Origin of the sequence: uncultured Sulfitobacter sp. (assembly GCF_964021855.1) — a bacterium.
GTDB lineage: Bacteria > Pseudomonadota > Alphaproteobacteria > Rhodobacterales > Rhodobacteraceae > Sulfitobacter.
Genome location: NZ_CAXHZD010000001.1, coordinates 737,893 through 756,528 on the forward strand (window position 1 = coordinate 737,893; position 18,636 = coordinate 756,528).

Here is an 18,636-nt window from a genome sequence, read left to right on the forward strand (position 1 = left end):
TGAAGCCAAGCAGGGTCTTCGTGATGCCCCGATTGTATCAGTGCATCACGATCTTTAAGGGGCAGTTAGCTGCCGCGCTCCATCAGTGCAAAGACCGGTTTGGCCGCCGCACGCGTATCCGGGTGAAGATTGTCGTTGGGATAGATAAAGCCATTGACCGGATAGACCCGGCCATATGAATCCGTTTGGCTTTCCAACCGCACAGCGGACCAGTCGTTGCGCGGCGACACGTCTATGACGCTCATCTGAAGGGAGATTTTATTGCGCTTCCAGTTCGCGTGGTCGACCAGAACTTCGCGCGGTGACACCACTTTGGAAACCACGGCGACATGGCCCATCGGGTTCCGGCGGGTTGCCTTGAACGCCATGACAGCACCGGTCGAGGGGTCTTTGCCCCGGGTATATTGCCCCTTGGCCTTGGTCCACCAGGTATTGGCATTGCCGCGGATATTCACACCGCTGGCGTTGCGGGCGAAAGGAACGCACCAAACGCGCTGCCCTTGCGATTGCAATGTACGCACTTCGCGAATCGCAATGGCGTGAAGCTCGGGGTTGATGCCCGCCGATGAAATTGTGCGCAGCCCCGAGGGCGATTGCGCACAGCCAGCTGCAAAGAGCAGGCCCAAACATAGAAATGGAATGCCGAGTTTTTTCGATAAGGCGTGTTTCACGCTCATTTTTTGCTGCCCTCAATGGTTGTCCAAGACTTAGCGTCACTGTCCCGGCGACGCAGGGGGAGCTTTGACGATTTGGGATGGAAATCAAAGCGCTGTGTTAACCGACGGCAGGAATCCGCCAGTTTTATTACAAATTGTCAATCAACGGGAACCGGCTGTAACCCACCAATTTGAATAATCAAATCCAAGACTTCGGTAATGCCTTGATCCGTTTTCATCGCGGCAAAGACAAAGGGGCGTGCGCCGCGCATCCGTTTTGCATCGCGGTCCATCACCTCAAGCGATGCACCCACATAGGGCGCGAGGTCGGTTTTATTGATAATCAGAATATCGGATTTGGTGATTGCAGGGCCGCCCTTGCGGGGGATTTCTTCGCCAGCGGCCACGTCGATCACATACAAGGTGATATCGGCCAGCTCGGGGCTGAAGGTCGCAGACAGATTATCGCCGCCCGATTCAATCAAGATGCAGTCCAGATCGGGATGGCGTTCCTGCATCCGTGCCACCGCCGCCAGATTGATCGACGCGTCCTCGCGAATGGCGGTATGCGGGCAGCCGCCGGTTTCGACCCCGATGATTCTGTTTTGGGGCAGCACCTGCATCCGCATCAGGGCTTCGGCGTCTTCTTGGGTGTAGATGTCATTGGTGATCACACCGATTGACCAGCGGTCGCGCATGGCACGGCACAGCGCCGCTGTCAGCGTGGTTTTGCCCGCGCCCACAGGTCCACCGATTCCGATCCGCAAAGGGCCATGGGGTGAGGTCATGTTTGGAACATCCTTGAGTAAAGCGTTTCATGTTGCATCGACGCGATGTCGGCCAGAAAGCAGGCGCTGCCGATGTCATCAATGGTTTGGGTCAGGGCCGTTTCGACGGTTTGGTGACACAATGGTGCTAGGGCCGTGATCACGCGTTGCCCATCGGTCTGGCCCAAAGGCACCGCGCGGATCGCGGCAGAGACTAGCGCGCTGGTGAATGCGTGCAGGAACATCTGCGCGGCGTCGCGTACGGGTAACCCCTGCGCTGCGCAGGCCGCGCCAAAGGCGACGGGCAGTGTCAGATCGGGCAGGTCATGCCCCCAGACGTCATTCACCACCCGCACGAAAGCTGCACCTTGTTGTGTGGTCTCGGATAGCCGCTCTGACGATGGTGCCAAAGCACGCGCCAGCGCATCCAAGTCGGCCAATCTCTCACCCTGTAAGCCAGCGTTGAGTAGGATCGCATCGGTCCGGCCAGCTCCGTGGGCGATGATATCGCCCAGCCATGCTTGCAGCGAAGCCGCGTCATGGATGGTGCCATCATGCACGGCCATCTCAAGCCCGTGGCTATAGCTAAACGCGCCAATCGGAAAACTGGGCGACAGCCACTGGGCCAGCGTGATGATGTCTTGGGTCTGCATCAATGGGCGTGGCTATGGGTACGACCGTGGCCATAGGCACCGCCTTCGGGAAGGAAGGGTTCGGACACATCGCGCAGGCTCGCGCCCAGCTTGCCCAGCATGTCGCGGATCACGTGATCGTTCTGGATCAACAGCCGTGTCGGTTCCACCTGGCAGGGGCAATGCCGGTTGCCAATATGCCATGCCAGTCGCACCAGATCGTCACCGGTGATTTCCAGCAGCGCTTCCTCGGCCGCGATGACTTCGACCAGTTTGCCGTCTTCCAGCAGAAACGCATCCCCGTGGTTCAGGGATTCCGTATGGGGCAGATCGACGAGGAACCCTTGATCGCGGGTGGTCGTCAGACGTTTGCGGCGCAAGAAACGGTCATCATAGGTTAGAATGCAACTGTCATCTGCGTCGTCCCAATGGCCGCTGCGTTTGATACTATGGGCGGGGGAAAGATCGGTCATATCTGGGCCTTAAAACATGAAATAGCGTTGTGCCATCGGCAGGGTTTCGGCGGGTTCGCAGGTTAGCAATTCGCCATCCGCGCGCACCTCGTAGGTTTCCGGGTTCACCTCGACCTTGGGAGTGGCAGAGTTGTGGATCAGGTCAGACTTGCCGATGTTACGGGTGTTTTTGACGGCGATGGTTTGCTTGGACAGGCCAAGGCTGTCGCGCAGTCCGTTTGATTGTGCGGCTTCGGAAATGAACGTGACTGCACAATGCTGAAGCGCGCTGCCATAGGCCCCGAACATGGGGCGCGTGTACACGGGTTGCGGCGTCGGGATCGACGCATTCGGATCGCCCATCTGCGCCACAACGATCATGCCCGACATTAGCACCATTTCGGGTTTAACGCCAAAGAAGGCAGGGCTCCACAGCACCAGATCGGCCTTTTTACCAACCTCTATCGACCCGATCTCGCGGCTGACGCCATGGGCAATCGCGGGGTTGATCGTGTATTTCGCAATATAGCGTTTGACGCGGAAGTTGTCGTTGTCGCCGGTTTCCTCGGGCAGACGTCCGCGCTGTTTGCGCATTTTATCGGCGGTTTGCCATGTGCGGATCAACACCTCGCCCACGCGGCCCATCGCCTGACTGTCGGATGCGATGATCGAAAACGCGCCAATGTCGTGCAGGATATCTTCGGCGGCAATCGTCTCGCGCCTAATCCGGCTTTCGGCAAAGGCGACATCCTCTGGGATGGATTTATCAAGGTGGTGACAGACCATGAGCATGTCCAGATGCTCTTCCAAAGTGTTCACAGTGAAGGGGCGCGTCGGGTTGGTGGACGACGGCAAGACATGCTCTTCGCCGCAAATCTTGATGATGTCCGGCGCGTGACCGCCGCCTGCGCCCTCGGTATGGAAGGCGTGGATGGTACGGCCTTTCATGGCGGCCAATGTGTGTTCGACAAAACCGGATTCGTTCAGCGTATCGGTGTGGATCATCACCTGCACGTCCATGTCATCGGCGACACTTAGGCAGCAATCAATGGCGGCAGGTGTGGTGCCCCAATCCTCGTGCAGTTTCAGCGAACAGGCCCCGCCGTTCACCATCTCGACCAGCGCGCCGGGCTGGCTGGCGTTGCCTTTGCCCGACAGGCCGATGTTCATCACCACACCGTCCATCGCCTGCAACATGCGCCCGATATGCCAAGGGCCGGGGGTGCAGGTGGTGGCCAGCGTGCCATGGGCAGGGCCGGTGCCGCCGCCAAAACAGGTGGTCACGCCGGAATGCAGCGAATCCTCCATCTGCTGGGGCGCGATAAAGTGGATGTGGCTGTCGAACCCGCCTGCGGTCAGGATGCGCCCTTCGCCCGCGATAATCTCGGTCCCCGGTCCGATGATAATATCGACATTGGGCTGGGTGTCAGGGTTGCCCGCCTTGCCGATCCCTGCGATGCGCCCGTCTTTCAGCGCGACGTCGGCTTTGTAGATGCCGGAATGATCCACGATCAGCGCATTGGTGATCACGGTATCGACCGCCCCATTCGCCCGCGTAACCTGCGACTGCCCCATCCCGTCGCGGATTACCTTGCCACCGCCGAATTTAACCTCTTCGCCATAGGTCGTCAGGTCGCGCTCGACCTCGATAATCAGATCGGTATCGGCAAGACGCAGACGGTCGCCCGTGGTCGGGCCATACATGGCAGCATATTCAGAGCGGGGCAGTTTGGTGGTCATGGTGGATATCTTTCCTTGTTGCGCGTTAAAGCGCGCCCATCACAGCGGCGTTGAAACCGAAAACTTTGCGGTCGCCTGCTAGCGGGATCAGGTTCACTTCGCGGCGCTGGCCGGGCTCGAACCGGACGGCGGTGCCAGCAGCGATGTCCAGTCGGCAGCCGTGAGCGGCGGTGCGGTCGAAATCCAGCGCGGGGTTGGTTTCAGCGAAATGGTAGTGGCTGCCGACTTGCACGGGGCGGTCGCCGGTGTTGGCCACCATCAGGGTGATTGCGTCGCGCCCGTCGTTCAGGGTGATGTCCCCCTCGGCGCAGAAAACTTCGCCGGGGATCATTTGCGGGCCGCCGTTTTGGCTTTGACGCGGGCGCGCAGGGCGACTGCGGCGGCGGTGCCGATTACGGCAAGCCCCATGAATACCGGCATCCATTCGGCACCGTGCGGGGCGACGTGCAAACCGGAATGCGCCACCGCGGGAGAGGCCAAAAGCAAAGCGGGCAGGATCATCAGTTTCTTCATATCGGGGCCTTTCTAGCGGATAGGGTTGTGGACGGTGACCAGCTTGGTGCCGTCGGGAAATGTGGCTTCGACTTGAACGTCGTGGATCATCTCGGGGATGCCTTCCATACAGTCGTCGCGGGTGATGACTTGGGCACCCGCCTGCATCATGTCGGCAACGCTGCGGCCATCGCGCGCGCCTTCGACCACGGTGTCGGTGATCAGGGCGATCGCTTCGGGGTGGTTCAGCTTTACACCACGGGCAAGGCGCTTGCGCGCAACCTCGGCTGCCATTGCGATCAGCAGTTTGTCTTTTTCACGGGGGGTTAGCTGCATGTCAAAGCATCCATGTTTTAGGTGGGGCCGCGCCGTGCAGGCGGGCAATAATAGGCACCAGTGACTGGCGCAGGATGTAGCTGTCGGGGGAGAGAATACGCGCATAAAGCACGCCGGGCCGGATCAGGCTGGCACCGGCGGTCGCGGGTAACAGCGCACGCAACGGGCCAAGCAGACCTTCGGCATCGGCGGCGGCATAGATCACGCTGGCCATGGCGAACTGGCCCGCTGCGGTGGCAGGGCCGGACATTTGCGCGGCGATATCACCGGACAGGCGTACGGCATCTGCAAAGATCGGGTGTCCGTCGCGGCGGATGGTGATGTTGTCGGCAAAATGGCCCTTGGTCAGGGTTTCACCCATCGACACGCGCCCGAACACGAGCGGTTCAACCCCAAAGAAGGTGGCATCTGGTGCCAGATCAACCTCAAGCCGGCGCTTCAGGGCGGCACCGTTGAACAGGATTGTTTCTTGGGGCAGCCAGTCAATACGCGCCGCGTCAGCGACGCGCAGGGTTGTGGTGAACTGCGCGGGCGGGCCGGGTTGGGCAAGGTACACACGCTCTGCTGCTTGGGATGTCAGGGTTAACCGGCTATTTGGCCCGGCATCGGCGCGGATCGTCAGGCGATCGCCGCCTGTCATCCCGCCGGATGTGTTCAGAAAAACGCCCGTAAGACCCGCCGCGTTGGCACGCGGGAACAGCGCTTTGAGGCATCCGGATTGATACAAGTCGCCCAGCACCGACGCATCACCATATGTCTTGCTGGCCACAGACAGATCACCCAAGGCGCGGGGTTGTGACGGTGCATTTGGCACAAGGTCGATATGTGTCGCGATGTTAATGGGCCCCTCCCGTCGTGGCGCTAAAAGCCTGAACATGGATAGCGGGATTCGCGGCCGGAGCGATGGCAAACGGCCCGTTTCGGGCAAATATCAGGCTGAGTTTCTGCCTACTGCCCAATTTTTAAGCAAGAGAGCGAGCTATGACTGGGTGACAAATCGCTGACGATAGACTGACGGCGTTTCTTGTTGGACAGCCCGAAACCGCCGCGAGAAATAGGATGGGTCGGCAAATCCCAGCCTATATCCGACCTCGGCCACGGAAAGCTGGGTAAAGGCCAGCAGGCGGCATGCCTCTTGGATGATATGTGCCTCGATATAGGCCGAGGCGGACAACCCGTTTGCGGCGCGGCACAGACGGCTAAGGTGTCCCGTGCTCAACCCCATTTCTGCGGCGTATTCCTGTACGCGCCATCCGGCGGTTTGCGGATCGCTGATCAGCTGATCAAGGCGCGTAAGCCTGCGATCCCGCTTGGTGCCAGCACCCCCTTGGGGGGTGGGGTTCAGGGTGGCGGTCATTGATAGAACCGCATGCGCCAGGCCCAGGGCCGTTTGCGCTCGGTACGGGCTGCCATCCTCCAATGCGGCATCCAGCATTGCCATCAATGTCAGCAATTTTTGGTCAGGCGTCGTGACAAATGGCACCGACAGCGCGCGTGCAACATCATCAGTGGCGGGCGCAATGCTGCGCAGCACAGAGAGGGGAAAGGATTGCACCATCCCTTGGGTGTTCGGGGCGAAAGCAAAACTGTGAACGGCCTGCGCCGGCACATAGAACAGTTGGTTATCGGCAAGCTCGAATTCCTGCCCGTCAACGACTGACGTCGCATGGCCCGTTTGGATAAAGAACACCTGCGCCAATTGGGCATGCCGATGTGGCGCGATCCGCCAGCCATGATCGGGCGCGCGGTCCTTGATATGTTCGCAATGTACCACATCGGGAAAGGCGTCTGTTTCGCCATATAGCATGTAATCAGGGATGCGGGATAGATGCGTCATGCACGGATAGTACCAGCGAATGCGCTGCCGGTCCATTCACGCAATGCCCCAAGCCCCCTAGTTTCCCATCAACATCACGAAGGGAATTAGGCACGTTATGAAAACAGAGGTCGTCATCGTCGGGGGTGGTCCTTCGGGTTTGCTGTTGTCGCAACTGCTGAACCGCGCGTGCGTCGACACCATTATTATCGAACGGACATCGCGCAAGCGTGTGTTGAACCGAATCCGGGCAGGCGTGCTGGAGAGTGGCACCGTGCAGTTGCTGCGCGAGGCAGGCGTTGGTGACCGCATGGACCGCGAAGGTATCCCCCACGAAGGCTGTTACCTGACCGATGATGATCTGATGGTGCGGATCAACTTTCACGAACTGACGGGCAAAAAAGTCATGGTTTACGGCCAGACCGAAGTGACCGCCGATCTGTATAACGCCCAAGACGCGATGGGCACGCGTATCATTCACAACACCGAAGATGTGGTGATCAATGATGTCACGACGGATGCGCCTTATGTGGAATACACGGTCGATGGCGAACGCCAGCGCATTGACTGCCAGTTTGTGGCGGGGTGCGACGGGTTTCACGGTGTCAGCCGCCAGACGATACCCGCCGATAAACGCGAGGAGTTCGAACGGGTGTATCCCTTTGGGTGGCTGGGCATTCTGTCGCGCACCCCGCCCGCCAATCACGAACTGATCTATGCCAATTCGCGCCACGGCTTTGCACTGGCGTCGATGCGCAATGAAAACCTGTCGCGTTATTACGTTCAGGCCCCGCTGACCGACAAGGTCGAGGATTGGAGCGATGACCGTTTTTGGGAGGCCTTGAAGATGCGCCTGCCCAAAGAAACCGCTGATGCATTGGTGACCGGCCCGTCGATTGAAAAATCAATTGCGCCATTGCGGTCCTTTGTCAGTGAACCCTTGCGGTGGGGCCGCCTGTTTTTGGTCGGCGATTCCGCCCATATCGTGCCGCCGACCGGGGCCAAGGGGCTGAACCTTGCTGTGTCAGACGTGTATTATCTGCATGACGCGCTGATTGCCGCGCTGAAAAAGGGGGATCACGCGGGTGTTGATAGTTATGCAGATCGCGCCTTGGCGCGGATCTGGAAGGCTATGCGATTTAGCTGGCAGATGACCACAATGCTGCATCAGTTTGACGGCGAAGACAGCTTTGCCGCGCAGATGCGCAAGGCCACCCTGAGGCATCTTTCTCAAAGCGAAACGGCGCGGCGTGACTTGGCGGAAAACTATATCGGCCTGCCTCTTTAGTCAGGCGGCGATCCTCATGAAAAAGCCCGGCCTTTGATGAACTCAAGGGCCGGGTTTTGCGTGTTTTTGGCGTGGCAGATTAGCCGCGGATCATGACTTTGCCCGCGCGGCCCGGCGTCAGCGCCGCTTTCATCGCTTTGGCAACGTCATCCAGCGCAAAGACGCCGCCGTCTTCCAGCACCAGTTCGCCCTTGGCGACCAATGTCACCAGTTCAGTGATCAGGCGCTTACGCTCTTCGGGGTCCATATCTGCGCTGACGCGCGAGCCCCAGAAACCTTTTACGGTGATGTGCTTCATGATCAACGCACCCGAAGACAGCGGCATTGGTGCGCCTGTCGCGGTCCCGAACACGACCAGTTCGCCGTCCAAGCCCAGCAATTCAACCAGATCGGCGGATACGTCGCCGCCCACAGAATCGATTGCCGATGCGGCGCCGGCCTCACCAACGATATCACGGGCCTTTTGCACCCAATCAGCGTCGGATGTCGACAGCACATTTTCGATGCCCATGTCCGTCAGCTCTTTCACCGCTTCACCGCGGCGTACGAGGTTCAGCAGGTTGATGCCGCGCGCCTTGGCCAGCGTCACCATGATCTTGCCCACGGCACCGTTGGCGGCGGTTTGAATGATCCAATCGCCCTTTTTCGCCTTAAGCGTTTCGAGCAGTGAAATGGCGCTGAACGGCATCGCGATCAACTGTGCGCCCGCAACGTCGGAAATCATGTCGGGCAGGGGCAGCACGCCTGCGGCTGGGGCCACGAAATATTCGGCCCACGTGCCGTGAACACCTGCGATAGAGACGCGTTTACCGACCATTGCATCGTCAACGCCTTCGCCAACCGCCTCGACCGTGCCCAAGGCTTCCGAGCCGCCAATCGCGCCGGGCAATTCGGGCTTGTAGCCATAGTTGCCACGGATGGTCCACAGATCGTGGTTGTGGATCGGTGACAGGGTCATCTTGACCAACACTTCGCCCGCACGAGCGGTGGGTTTGTCGATCTCAACAGCGTTCAAAACGTCGATGGGTTCGCCGAATGTATCGTGAATTGCAGCTTTCATGTGTATTCTCTTCTTTGGGTTATGGTGTTGAAAGGGTTTTCTTTGTTTCGGAAAGGGCCTGCCTAAGCGGGGTTTCATTGCGTGCAAGTTTTGACAGAATCGCCGCACCTAACCATTTCGCATAGAGCATCTGTGCCGTGGCCTGCGGATCGTCGATGGTCACGATCGACCCGTCCTTGGCCCCTTGCACCAGCAATGCTGCGATGCGGTCGACCAGCGCGCCCACACCGGCATCAAGCACTTGGCGCATGTCTTCCGATAGGTCGGCCACTTCTGCGCCCAGCTTGACGACCAGACATTGGCTGGCAATGCCTTCGGCCTCTGCATGTGTCAGCCAAGCCGACCAAAAGGCGATCAATTTATCATGGGCAGACCCCGGACCATTTGAAAGGGCATCGACCCGGCCAAGATAGTCGGTGACGTAATCCGCCAGCAGTGCTTGGCCAAAAGCCTCCTTTGACGGGAAGTAGTAGTAGAACGATCCTTTCGGAACGTCGCTTTCCTTAAGAATACGCGCCAAGCCCACTGCGCCAAAACCATGCTGGCTGACCAGGCTACGCCCTGCTTGCAGGATTTTTTGACGTGTCAGGTCTGATTTCTTTTGCTCTGTCATGAGGGGTAGATAGGAAGTAATAGACCAGTCGTCTAGTGGCGGTCGCGAAATAGTTTATTGAGAAACGGCCCGGCGATACTTGCAGCACGGTTCAAAGTCGGAAGGAAAGCACACACGTGAAGGCCAAGTAACTTGGCGCTTGGGCGGTGCTGGAAAAAAGGGGGGTGGTTTGGTGGAGCCTAGCGGGATCGAACCGCTGACCTCCTGCATGCCATGCAGGCGCTCTCCCAGCTGAGCTAAGGCCCCATCGTGGATCAATGATCCGGTCGTCGTCGCAACCCGGGATGGCTGCTGCGCCGCTGAATAGGCGCAAGCGAAGGCGGGATCAAGGGGAAAATCCACTCCCGCCTTCGAAACTTCAATCAGTCGTCGTCGTTGGCCGCTACGTCCGCGATTTCTTCCAGCGGAACTGTATCTTCATCGTCGTCGTCATCGTCCAGAATATCGTCATCCAGATCCACATCAACGTCGTCGTCATCTACCAATACGTCGTCCTCAACATCACCTTTTTTGGCTTTTGCTGTGACGGCATCTTCGGCGTCGGCGGCGATCATACGGGATTTGGAGTTGTCGACCTCGACAACCTCACCGCTGTACGGGCTGATGATCGGGTTTTTGTTCAGGTCGTAGAACCGCTTGCCCGTTGTGGGGCACAGGCGCTTGGTTCCCCATTCTTCATTGGGCATCGAAGTCCCCTTTTTGAAAGTGTTGTTGCGTATAGATGATTCAGGCCAAGTGCCATATGAGATAGGAACTGTCAAAGGCAATCGCCACCCCGTATTCGCCCGAAAGCCCGAAATGCCCGATCCGTTCCTGCCCGGCAATCCGCCAATCCCGCTAATCCTGCGCCGTTCAGCGCAGGCCAAGCGTATATCTTTGCGCATTTCGCAGCTGGATGGCCGCGTCACCCTGACCCTGCCCAAACGCCTGAAAGAGGCCGAGGGCATCGCATTCGCGCGCGAGAAAGAGGAATGGATTCGCAAGCATTTGGAGGCGCGCGGCGCGGATATTCCCATTGGCATCGGTGCGGAGTTCCCCTTGGGCGGGCGCATGGTGCAGGTCATTCAGGGGCAGGGACGCCGCGTTCAACTGGGCGTTGATACAATCGCCGTGCCGGGGCGCGAAGACCGCGTGCCGGTTAGGCTTGCCGCGCATTTGAAAGAGCTTGCGCGGGACCGGCTGGCGGGGGCCTGCGATGACTACGCCGCCGCTTTGGGGCGTCCCTATAGCAAGCTGACCCTGCGCGATACGCGGTCCCGGTGGGGGTCGTGCACATCCGATGGCGGGCTGATGTTTTCGTGGCGCCTGATACTGACCCCGCCCGAGGTGCTGGATTATGTCGCCGCCCACGAGGTCGCCCATCTGGCGCAGATGAATCATTCGCCCGCCTTCTGGGCCGAGGTCGAACGAATCTATGGCCCCTACAAAGACGCACGCCGCTGGCTGCGCCAAAACGGCAGCGATCTGCACCGTTACCGATTTAACTAGAATAGTAGGTATCGGAGTTCTTGATACAGGATCTGGACGGCTATCTGCTTCGGTTCAGCCAGTTGATTGGCGATTGACCTGTCGCACCCGATCAAGCTTGACGTTGACGCGACCCAGTTTTGTGATCACAACGGTAATATGAACCTGAACCCTCGCCCCCTAGACGCAAATCCGCTTGCCCATGACCGAGTGTATCGGCAATTGCGCAGCCGTATTATGCATGGCGATTTGCCGCCGGGCCATGCCCTGACCCTACGGGGGATCGGTAAGGAATACGAAGTCTCCATGACCCCCGCCCGCGAGGCTGTGCGCCGTCTGGTTGCTGAAGGGGCGCTGACGATGTCAGCCTCGGGTCGTATCTCAACCCCGGAACTCAGCAACGAGCGGATCGAGGAGCTTGCGGCATTGCGCGCCTTGATCGAGGTGGAACTGGCCAGCCGCGCGCTGCCCCGTGCGCATTTCGCACTGATCGATCGGCTTCAGACCATAAACAACGCAGTGTCCGAAGCTGTCGCCCACCGCGATGCCGTCAGCTACATTCGCACCAATCTGGAGTTTCACCGCACGTTGTACTTGCGCGCGCAGGCCCCTGCGATGCTGGCAATGGCAGAAACCGTCTGGCTGCAAATGGGGCCAACCATGCGGGCGCTGTATGGCCGTTTACGCCGGACTGAACCACCACATTTCCACCGGTTGATTATCGCAGCGCTGCGTGCAGGTGACGAGCCGGGCCTGCGCCTTGCGGTCAGAACCGACGTCACCCAAGGGTTGCGCATGCTCGCGACCTGAGGCTGGATGTCAAAAAAGCACGACCCGTTTTCTTGCTAATAAAGGTTAGTCGCCTCGGCTTACGCCGCCAGACCTTTTGACCCCAAATCCATGAATTTGGCCCGCCGGTCAGCGATCAGCGCCTTGCTGTTCTTACCGCTCAAGTCCTTGAGCATGCCTTCAATCGTTTTGCCGACAGATTTGATGGCGCTGGCCGGATCACGATGCGCGCCGCCGCGTGGTTCGGGGATGATGCGGTCATTAACGCCCAGCTGTTTCAAATCTTGTGCCGTCAGACGCAGCGCCTCGGCAGCTTCGCGCATTTTTTCGGCGTCTTTCCACAGGATCGATGCGCAGCCTTCGGGGGAAATCACCGAATAAACGGAATGCTCAAGCATCGCGAGCCGGTTCGCCGTTGCAAATGCCACAGCCCCGCCAGAGCCGCCTTCGCCAATAACAACCGATACAAGCGGCACGCCGATTTGCAGGCATTTTTCGGTGGCGCGGGCGATGGCCTCGGATTGGCCACGCTCCTCTGCCCCTTTGCCGGGATAGGCACCGGGGGTGTCGACCAAGGTAATGACAGGCAAACCGAATTTACCGGCCAGATCCATCAACCGCACGGCTTTGCGGTATCCTTCGGGGCGCGCCATGCCGAAATTCCGTTCAATCCGCGACTTGGTGTCGTTACCCTTTTCATGGCCGATCACCACGACGGGCATGTCATTAAATCGGGCAAGACCGCCCATCACCGCCAAATCATCTGCAAAATTGCGATCGCCGGCCAGCGGTGTGTAGTCGGTGAACAAGGCCTCGATATAGTCCTTGCAATGCGGGCGGTTGGGGTGCCGCGCCACTTGGCATTTCCGCCATGGGGTCAGGGATTTGTACAAATCATCCAGCATCTGGTGGGCTTTTTGATCCAGCGCTTTTGCTTCGGCGCTGACGTCCATTCCTTCCGAAGACCGTGCAAGGGCGCGCAATTCTTCTGCTTTGCCTTCAATCTCGGCGAGTGGTTTTTCAAAATCCAGATACTGTGTCATCACATGCTCCGCGTTAGGTTATGCGCTATATGGCGTTGATTTGCAGCCTTTGCAACGCGGGCCTTTTAGCCCGCTGGCCAAAGTACCGGCAGCAAGGATGCAACCAGCAAAATTGCCATCGTCCAGTTAAATACCCGCAAACGCCGCGGGTTGGTCAAGAAACGCGCCATTTCCTTGCCCATCACGGTCCATAGTGTCACCGATGGAAACGCTGTCAGCGCCACGACACAAGCCGTAATCAGCAATGGGCCGAAATCCGCTGCGGGCACGTAAATCGTGATGATACTCAACCCAAAGGCCCAGGCCTTGGGGTTAACCCACTGAAACCCGGCCGCCTGAAGAAAGCTCATCGGGCGACCCGCTGCCGCTGTTTGCTGGGCAGGGCCAGCGGTTGCTATCTTATAGGCAAGGTAGAGCAGGTAAATAACGCTCAATACCTTGAGGATGATATAGATCACCGGAAACGCATTAAAAACGCGGATCAATCCAAGCCCGACCAGCAACAGCATGATCATAAAGCCAATCGTGACCCCCAGCATATGCGGGACCGTTCTGGCAAAACCGTAATTTGCCCCCGATGCCATCAGCATCAGGTTGTTCGGCCCCGGTGTGATGGATGTAATAAAGACAAATAGCGCAAGGGCCGAGAGTAGATCAAAAGTCATCCCCAACTGATGCCCGAACTCGGCACCCGCGCCAAGCCCCCCTTTTCTCTGGCTTGCAAATATCCTGGGGGGTGCGGGGGGCTGGCCCCCCGCGTGGTATGGTTAAATTAACGCGCCGCGATCATTTCCGACTGACGGACGATAACTTCGGCCTGTTTGATGCTGGCAATATCGACCAAGCGGCCTTTGTAAACGGTGGCACCCTCACCATTTGCCTTTGCGGTTTCCATCGCGGCGAGAATTTCGCGCGCTTCGGCAACGGCTTCCTCGGAGGGGGTAAAGACTTCGTTCGCAACGGCGATCTGCTTGGGGTGGATCGCCCATTTGCCGACCATGCCCAAAGTGGCGGAGCGACGCGCCTGCGCACGGAAACCGTCGTCGTCTGAAAAGTCGCCGAACGGGCCATCGACTGGGAGCACACCGTGGGTACGGCAGGCGGCAACAATGGCTGTTTGCGCCCAGTGCCACGGATCAGACCAATGTTTCACGCCATCATGAAGCATATAATAGTTTTCCTGCGTCCCACCGATGCCGGTGGTTTGCATGCCCATGGATGCTGCGAAATCCGCGGCACCTAGGCTCATCGCCTCAAGGCGCGGGCTGGACGCGGCGATCTCTTCGACATGGGCGATGCCCGCCGCCGATTCGATGATTACTTCGAACGCGATGGGCTTTGACCGGCCCTTGGCTGTTTCGATCGCAGTCACCAATGCATCCACGGCATAGACATCCGCAGCACAGCCAACTTTCGGGATCATGATCTGGTCCAGACGGTCGCCAGCTTGTTCCAGCAAATCAACGACGTCGCGGTACCAATAGGGGGTATCGAGCCCGTTGATCCGCACGGACAATGTCTTGTTGCCCCAATCAATATCATTGATGGCCCCGATGATGTTGGCGCGGGCGGTGTCCTTGTCTGACGGTGCGACGCTGTCTTCTAGATCAAGGTTGATCACATCAGCGGCCGAGCTGGCCATTTTTTCAAACAAGGCAGGGCGGGACCCGGGCCCAAACAGCTGGCAGCGGTTGGGGCGTGCGGGCGGCGTTGGCTGAATGCGAAAGCTCATGATCGGGTTTCCTTGGGTAATAATGTTACAAGTGGGTTGCTTGAGTTGGTATTAAATTACACAGCGGGTCGCAAGCCAGATTTCGCAGGTGCAGCATTGGCTCCCGTGGCGTCTTGCACAAATATTCGACGAAAAGATGAATATGCACATTAATCTCTCGCAATGACTTGTCATGGGGGCAGACTTGCAATCCCCTTGTCGCTAGAAACAGCGAAAATGACGCAAACCTATTTTGCCGGAGCACGTAGCGATGATTGAAACACCATATCTTCTTTTCCTGGGCGACGCGCCTGATCAACTGGCTGTTAAAGTCGCACAAGGCATCAAGGACTGGCGCCCGGACAATGCCGTGGCTCAGTTCCGTATGGACGGATGCAAGGCCGATCTGGGTCTGGCCGATATGACCTTGGCCGAGGCCAAAGAGGCTGGCGCAAAGACCTTGGTAATCGGTGTGGCCAACCGCGGCGGTGTGATCAGTGCCGCGTGGAAATCAGTGCTGCTTGAGGCACTGGATATGGGCTTTGATCTGGCATCTGGATTGCACAACCTTCTGCGCGACGAGGCCGATCTGGCCAGCGCGGCGGAAAAGAACGGCCGCGCCTTGCACGACGTGCGTATTGCGTCCGAACCATATCCCATTGCAACGGGCGTGAAGCGCAGCGGCAAGCGGGTGCTGGCGGTCGGGACTGATTGCTCTGTCGGCAAGATGTATACCGCTTTGGCGCTGGACGCAGCGATGCAGAAGAAGGGTATGAAAAGCACCTTCCGCGCGACCGGACAAACCGGCATCTTGATCACGGGCGAAGGTGTGCCCTTGGATGCTGTTGTCGCCGATTTTATGGCCGGATCGATCGAGCATCTGACGCCGGATAATGACGATGACCACTGGGACGTGATCGAAGGGCAGGGCAGCCTGTTCCACGTGTCCTTCTCTGGTGTGACCCTAGCCTTGATCCACGGCGGCCAGCCTGATGCGTTGATCTTGTGCCACGAGCCGACGCGCAAAACCATGCGCGGTTTGCCGGACTACACCTTGCCAAGCCTCGAAGCGGTTCGCGATACTGCGTTGGCGCTGGCAAAGGTGGCGAACGCTGGTTGCAAGGTCGTTGGCATTTCGATCAACACGCAGCACATGTCGGAAGCGGAGGCTGAGGCCTATCTCGCTGAGGTGGAAACACGGCTTGGCTTGCCCGCTGTTGATCCCTTCCGCCAAGGGGGCCATAGATTGGCAGACGCTTTGGCAGCTCTCTGACCGGCCCTTCGGGGAGAGTTTATTTGGCAAAATGAAGGAACGGGTATGCGTATTGAGGTAAGCCGTGATGTGTTTCGGCTGGCGCAGGTATTCACGATCTCACGCGGGTCGCGCACCGAGGCGCAGGTGCTGACCGTGCGGATTTCGGATGGCGGCGTGACGGGTTGGGGCGAATGTGTGCCCTATGCCCGTTATGACGAGACGCTTGAGAGCGTGACCGCCGAGATCAAGGGGTTGCCGTCATCGTTCGGGCGAGCAGATCTGTATGATCTTTTGCCAGCGGGTGCTGCGCGCAATGCGATCGATTGTGCGTGGTGGGATCTTGAGGCCAAGCAGACCGGCAAGCGGGTTTGGGAATTGGCCAGTTTGTCAGCGCCGGGACCCGAGATTACGGCCTATACCCTATCGCTGGATACGCCAGAAAAGATGCAGGCGCAGGCGGCACTGCATGCGCATCGGCCCTTGCTTAAGATCAAGCTGGGCACGCCAGACGATATGCCCCGGCTTGAGGCCGTGCGCGCCGGGGCCCCTGATGCGCAAATTATAATTGATGCGAATGAGGGCTGGTCCGCGCAGGTGTATGCCGATCTGGCACCGCATCTGGTGCGGCTGGGTGTGTCGCTTGTCGAGCAGCCGTTGCCCGCAGGTGAGGATGATGCGCTGATCGGGATGGACCGGCCGGTGCCGGTTTGTGCCGACGAAAGCTGCCATGATCGGGCCAGCCTGCCCAAGTTGAAGGGTAAGTATGATGTGGTGAACATCAAGCTGGACAAGACCGGTGGGCTGACAGAGGCGCTTGCCCTGCGCGATGCGGCGCTGGCCGAGGGCTATGACGTGATGGTTGGCTGCATGGTTGGATCGTCTTTGGCGATGGCCCCGGCCACCCTGGTGGCGCAGGGTGCAAAGGTTGTTGATCTTGACGGCCCGCTTCTTCTGGCCGAAGACCGTCAAAATGCTTTGATATTTGACGCAGCCGGGGTGCATCCGCCCACGGCCAAGCTTTGGGGATAAGACATGCGGACTGTTTACGTGAACGGCGAATACCTGCCTGAGGATGAAGCCAAGATTTCGATCTTTGATCGCGGGTTTCTGATGGCAGACGGGGTGTACGAGGTAACCTCGGTTCTGGATGGCAAGTTGATTGATTTTGAAGGCCACGCCATCCGTCTAAGCCGTTCGCTGAACGAGTTGGAGATGCGCAACCCGATCTCGAAAGATGATCTGCTTGAGGTTCACCGCGAGTTGGTGCGCTTGAACGAGATCGAGGAGGGGCTGATCTATTTGCAGGTCACGCGCGGGTCTGACGGCGACCGCGACTTTGCCTTTCCTGACCCCGAGACGACCGAGCCGACGATCGTGTTGTTCACGCAGTCCAAGCCCGGTTTGGCCGACAGCCCTGCCGCGAAAAAAGGTGCCAAGATCATCAGCATCGAAGATATCCGCTGGGGCCGTCGCGACATCAAAACGGTGCAATTGCTGTACCCGTCGATGGGCAAGATGATGGCCAAGAAAGCCGGTTGCGATGATGCGTGGATGGTCGAGGATGGTTTCGTCACCGAAGGCACCAGCAACAACGCCTATATCGTCAAGGGTAACAAGATCATCACCCGCGCGCTAAGCAACGATATTTTGCACGGTATCACCCGCGCCGCCGTTCTGCGTTTCGCCAAAGAGGCGCAGATGGAAGTGGAAGAACGCAACTTTACCATCGACGAGGCGAAGGCTGCAGACGAGGCGTTTACCACATCCGCCAGCGCGTTCGTGATGCCTGTGGTCGAGATTGACGGCGTTATGCTGGGCGACGGCACGCCGGGGCGGATCGCGCCACGCCTGCGCGAGATTTATCTGGACGAGATGCGCAAGGCGGCTGTTTAGGTAGGACCGGCGGAACGGGGCGTATAATGCGCTGAGCATTGCGCCCCCCCCCCTTTCACCCTCAAAATCAGCATTTAAAACTTAATGCGGCATCAATCAGGTGCCGCAATTGGCGACTGTGCATCTTTGCGTCGGCATTGGCCATTCCCGGCACCTGTAGTGAGTATCGGGTGATGGACGCCCCGACGATGACAGCGATGAACATGGCCAGACGCTCTTTGACGTGGGTGCCGTCCATTCGGGCCTCAAGCGGGTCAATCAATTTATCGAACAGGGCGGTGCGCACGCGTTCGCCGACAATGGGGTCATCCGCGTTTAGGATAATCATCCGCGTCGTGGAGAATTTGTGATCCTCCGACGTGGGGTCGGTGAATTTTTCAATGGCTGTTTCAATTGGGTCCTTGGCTGGGTCAAGCAGCTCTGGCCAATTAAGGCATTCTTTGAGGCTTGCATCAAACAGGCCCAGCTTGCCGCCGAAGTAGCGCGAGATTAGCGCGACATCGACACCGGCCTGCCCGGCGATTTGACGTAAGGATGCATTGGAATAGCCGAACTCCCCAAACTGCCGAGTGGCGGATTGTAAAAGCGCGCTGCGTGTATGTTCTGACTTGCTCATGATTTCCTAT

General features: G+C 58.6%; 23 protein-coding genes and 1 tRNA gene. 6 read left to right on the plus strand and 18 right to left on the minus strand.

Translation table 11 applies throughout. The features are described from left to right. Positions 1–65: 65 nt before the first annotated feature. The 10 genes from AADJ11_RS03585 to AADJ11_RS03630 form a co-directional block, all read right to left on the minus strand. Complete coding sequence (locus AADJ11_RS03585) at positions 66–677, minus strand: CHAP domain-containing protein (RefSeq protein WP_341233181.1); 612 nt, start codon at positions 675–677, stop codon at positions 66–68. A 137-nt stretch (positions 678–814) separates the two neighbouring features. After that, positions 815–1,444: an urease accessory protein UreG gene (gene ureG, locus AADJ11_RS03590; protein WP_341233182.1), complete on the minus strand. Its 630-nt coding sequence runs from the start codon at positions 1,442–1,444 to the stop codon at positions 815–817. After that, positions 1,441–2,076: an urease accessory protein UreF gene (locus AADJ11_RS03595; protein ID WP_341233183.1), complete on the minus strand. Its 636-nt coding sequence runs from the start codon at positions 2,074–2,076 to the stop codon at positions 1,441–1,443. Before AADJ11_RS03595 ends, ureG begins: the two co-directional genes overlap by 4 nt. Next, complete coding sequence (locus tag AADJ11_RS03600) at positions 2,076–2,528, minus strand: urease accessory protein UreE (protein WP_341233184.1); 453 nt, start codon at positions 2,526–2,528, stop codon at positions 2,076–2,078. The genes AADJ11_RS03595 and AADJ11_RS03600 overlap by 1 nt, the downstream gene beginning before the upstream one ends. Positions 2,529–2,537: 9 nt before the next feature. Continuing rightward, a complete protein-coding gene (ureC, locus tag AADJ11_RS03605; RefSeq protein ID WP_341233185.1) occupies positions 2,538–4,247 on the minus strand; it encodes an urease subunit alpha in 1,710 nt (569 codons plus the stop codon). A 25-nt stretch (positions 4,248–4,272) separates the two neighbouring features. Further along, positions 4,273–4,578: an urease subunit beta gene (locus AADJ11_RS03610; protein WP_341233186.1), complete on the minus strand. Its 306-nt coding sequence runs from the start codon at positions 4,576–4,578 to the stop codon at positions 4,273–4,275. After that, positions 4,575–4,760: a hypothetical protein gene (locus AADJ11_RS03615; RefSeq protein WP_341233187.1), complete on the minus strand. Its 186-nt coding sequence runs from the start codon at positions 4,758–4,760 to the stop codon at positions 4,575–4,577. Before AADJ11_RS03615 ends, AADJ11_RS03610 begins: the two co-directional genes overlap by 4 nt. Before the next feature lie 12 nt (positions 4,761–4,772). Next, the gene (locus tag AADJ11_RS03620) at positions 4,773–5,075 is read right to left on the minus strand and encodes an urease subunit gamma (RefSeq protein WP_341233188.1); all 303 of its coding nucleotides are present in this window, start codon (positions 5,073–5,075) and stop codon (positions 4,773–4,775) included. Between the two features lies 1 nt (position 5,076). After that, positions 5,077–5,952 carry an urease accessory protein UreD gene (locus AADJ11_RS03625; protein ID WP_341233189.1) on the minus strand — a complete coding sequence of 292 codons (876 nt, stop codon included), beginning with the start codon at positions 5,950–5,952 and terminating at the stop codon, positions 5,077–5,079. A gap of 102 nt (positions 5,953–6,054) precedes the next feature. Beyond that, positions 6,055–6,912, minus strand: coding sequence for a helix-turn-helix domain-containing protein (locus tag AADJ11_RS03630; RefSeq protein ID WP_341233190.1), 858 nt, complete (start codon positions 6,910–6,912; stop codon positions 6,055–6,057). 97 nt (positions 6,913–7,009) lie between these two features. Here AADJ11_RS03630 and pobA point away from each other — a divergent pair, with 97 nt between their 5' ends. Continuing rightward, positions 7,010–8,179 (plus strand): 4-hydroxybenzoate 3-monooxygenase, encoded by a 1,170-nt coding sequence (gene pobA / locus AADJ11_RS03635; RefSeq protein WP_341233191.1) that lies wholly within the window; start codon positions 7,010–7,012, stop codon positions 8,177–8,179. 79 nt (positions 8,180–8,258) lie between these two features. Here the strand turns inward: pobA and AADJ11_RS03640 are convergent, their stop codons facing one another. The 4 genes from AADJ11_RS03640 to AADJ11_RS03655 all read right to left on the minus strand — a co-directional run bounded on the left by AADJ11_RS03640 (position 8,259) and on the right by AADJ11_RS03655 (position 10,538). After that, a complete protein-coding gene (locus tag AADJ11_RS03640; protein ID WP_341233192.1) occupies positions 8,259–9,239 on the minus strand; it encodes a zinc-binding dehydrogenase in 981 nt (326 codons plus the stop codon). Positions 9,240–9,258: 19 nt separating this feature from the next. Beyond that, positions 9,259–9,852 (minus strand): TetR/AcrR family transcriptional regulator, encoded by a 594-nt coding sequence (locus AADJ11_RS03645; protein WP_341233193.1) that lies wholly within the window; start codon positions 9,850–9,852, stop codon positions 9,259–9,261. A 170-nt stretch (positions 9,853–10,022) separates the two neighbouring features. Then, positions 10,023–10,098 (minus strand) — tRNA-Ala (locus AADJ11_RS03650). A 116-nt stretch (positions 10,099–10,214) separates the two neighbouring features. Next, positions 10,215–10,538 carry a TIGR02300 family protein gene (locus tag AADJ11_RS03655; RefSeq protein WP_341233194.1) on the minus strand — a complete coding sequence of 108 codons (324 nt, stop codon included), beginning with the start codon at positions 10,536–10,538 and terminating at the stop codon, positions 10,215–10,217. A gap of 112 nt (positions 10,539–10,650) precedes the next feature. Here AADJ11_RS03655 and AADJ11_RS03660 point away from each other — a divergent pair, with 112 nt between their 5' ends. Both AADJ11_RS03660 and AADJ11_RS03665 read left to right on the plus strand, forming a co-directional pair. After that, positions 10,651–11,340: a SprT family zinc-dependent metalloprotease gene (locus AADJ11_RS03660; protein ID WP_341233195.1), complete on the plus strand. Its 690-nt coding sequence runs from the start codon at positions 10,651–10,653 to the stop codon at positions 11,338–11,340. A gap of 138 nt (positions 11,341–11,478) precedes the next feature. Further along, on the plus strand, positions 11,479–12,129 hold the full coding sequence (locus tag AADJ11_RS03665) for a GntR family transcriptional regulator (RefSeq protein ID WP_341233659.1): 651 nt from the start codon (positions 11,479–11,481) through the stop codon (positions 12,127–12,129). Between the two features lie 59 nt (positions 12,130–12,188). Here AADJ11_RS03665 and AADJ11_RS03670 read toward each other — a convergent pair whose 3' ends face one another. The 3 genes from AADJ11_RS03670 to AADJ11_RS03680 all read right to left on the minus strand — a co-directional run bounded on the left by AADJ11_RS03670 (position 12,189) and on the right by AADJ11_RS03680 (position 14,883). Then, a complete protein-coding gene (locus AADJ11_RS03670) occupies positions 12,189–13,151 on the minus strand; it encodes an acetyl-CoA carboxylase carboxyltransferase subunit alpha (protein ID WP_341233196.1) in 963 nt (320 codons plus the stop codon). Between the two features lie 65 nt (positions 13,152–13,216). Further along, complete coding sequence (locus AADJ11_RS03675; RefSeq protein WP_341233197.1) at positions 13,217–13,816, minus strand: LysE family translocator; 600 nt, start codon at positions 13,814–13,816, stop codon at positions 13,217–13,219. A gap of 107 nt (positions 13,817–13,923) precedes the next feature. After that, positions 13,924–14,883, minus strand: a complete 960-nt coding sequence (locus AADJ11_RS03680) for an L-malyl-CoA/beta-methylmalyl-CoA lyase (protein WP_341233198.1) — start codon at positions 14,881–14,883, stop codon at positions 13,924–13,926. A 250-nt stretch (positions 14,884–15,133) separates the two neighbouring features. Here AADJ11_RS03680 and dgcN point away from each other — a divergent pair, with 250 nt between their 5' ends. Genes dgcN through AADJ11_RS03695 form a run of 3 tightly spaced genes read left to right on the plus strand, consistent with a single transcriptional unit; the run spans position 15,134 to position 18,010 of the window. After that, entirely contained in the window at positions 15,134–16,135 is a 1,002-nt protein-coding gene (dgcN, locus tag AADJ11_RS03685) for an N-acetyltransferase DgcN (RefSeq protein WP_341233199.1), read from the plus strand. A 45-nt stretch (positions 16,136–16,180) separates the two neighbouring features. After that, on the plus strand, positions 16,181–17,146 hold the full coding sequence (gene dgcA / locus AADJ11_RS03690) for an N-acetyl-D-Glu racemase DgcA (RefSeq protein WP_341233200.1): 966 nt from the start codon (positions 16,181–16,183) through the stop codon (positions 17,144–17,146). Positions 17,147–17,149: 3 nt separating this feature from the next. Beyond that, positions 17,150–18,010 (plus strand): D-amino-acid transaminase, encoded by an 861-nt coding sequence (locus AADJ11_RS03695; protein WP_341233201.1) that lies wholly within the window; start codon positions 17,150–17,152, stop codon positions 18,008–18,010. 67 nt (positions 18,011–18,077) lie between these two features. On the opposite strand, the gene AADJ11_RS03700 is transcribed toward AADJ11_RS03695, so the two are convergent. Then, positions 18,078–18,626 (minus strand): TetR family transcriptional regulator, encoded by a 549-nt coding sequence (locus tag AADJ11_RS03700; protein ID WP_341233202.1) that lies wholly within the window; start codon positions 18,624–18,626, stop codon positions 18,078–18,080. Positions 18,627–18,636 lie beyond the last annotated feature (10 nt).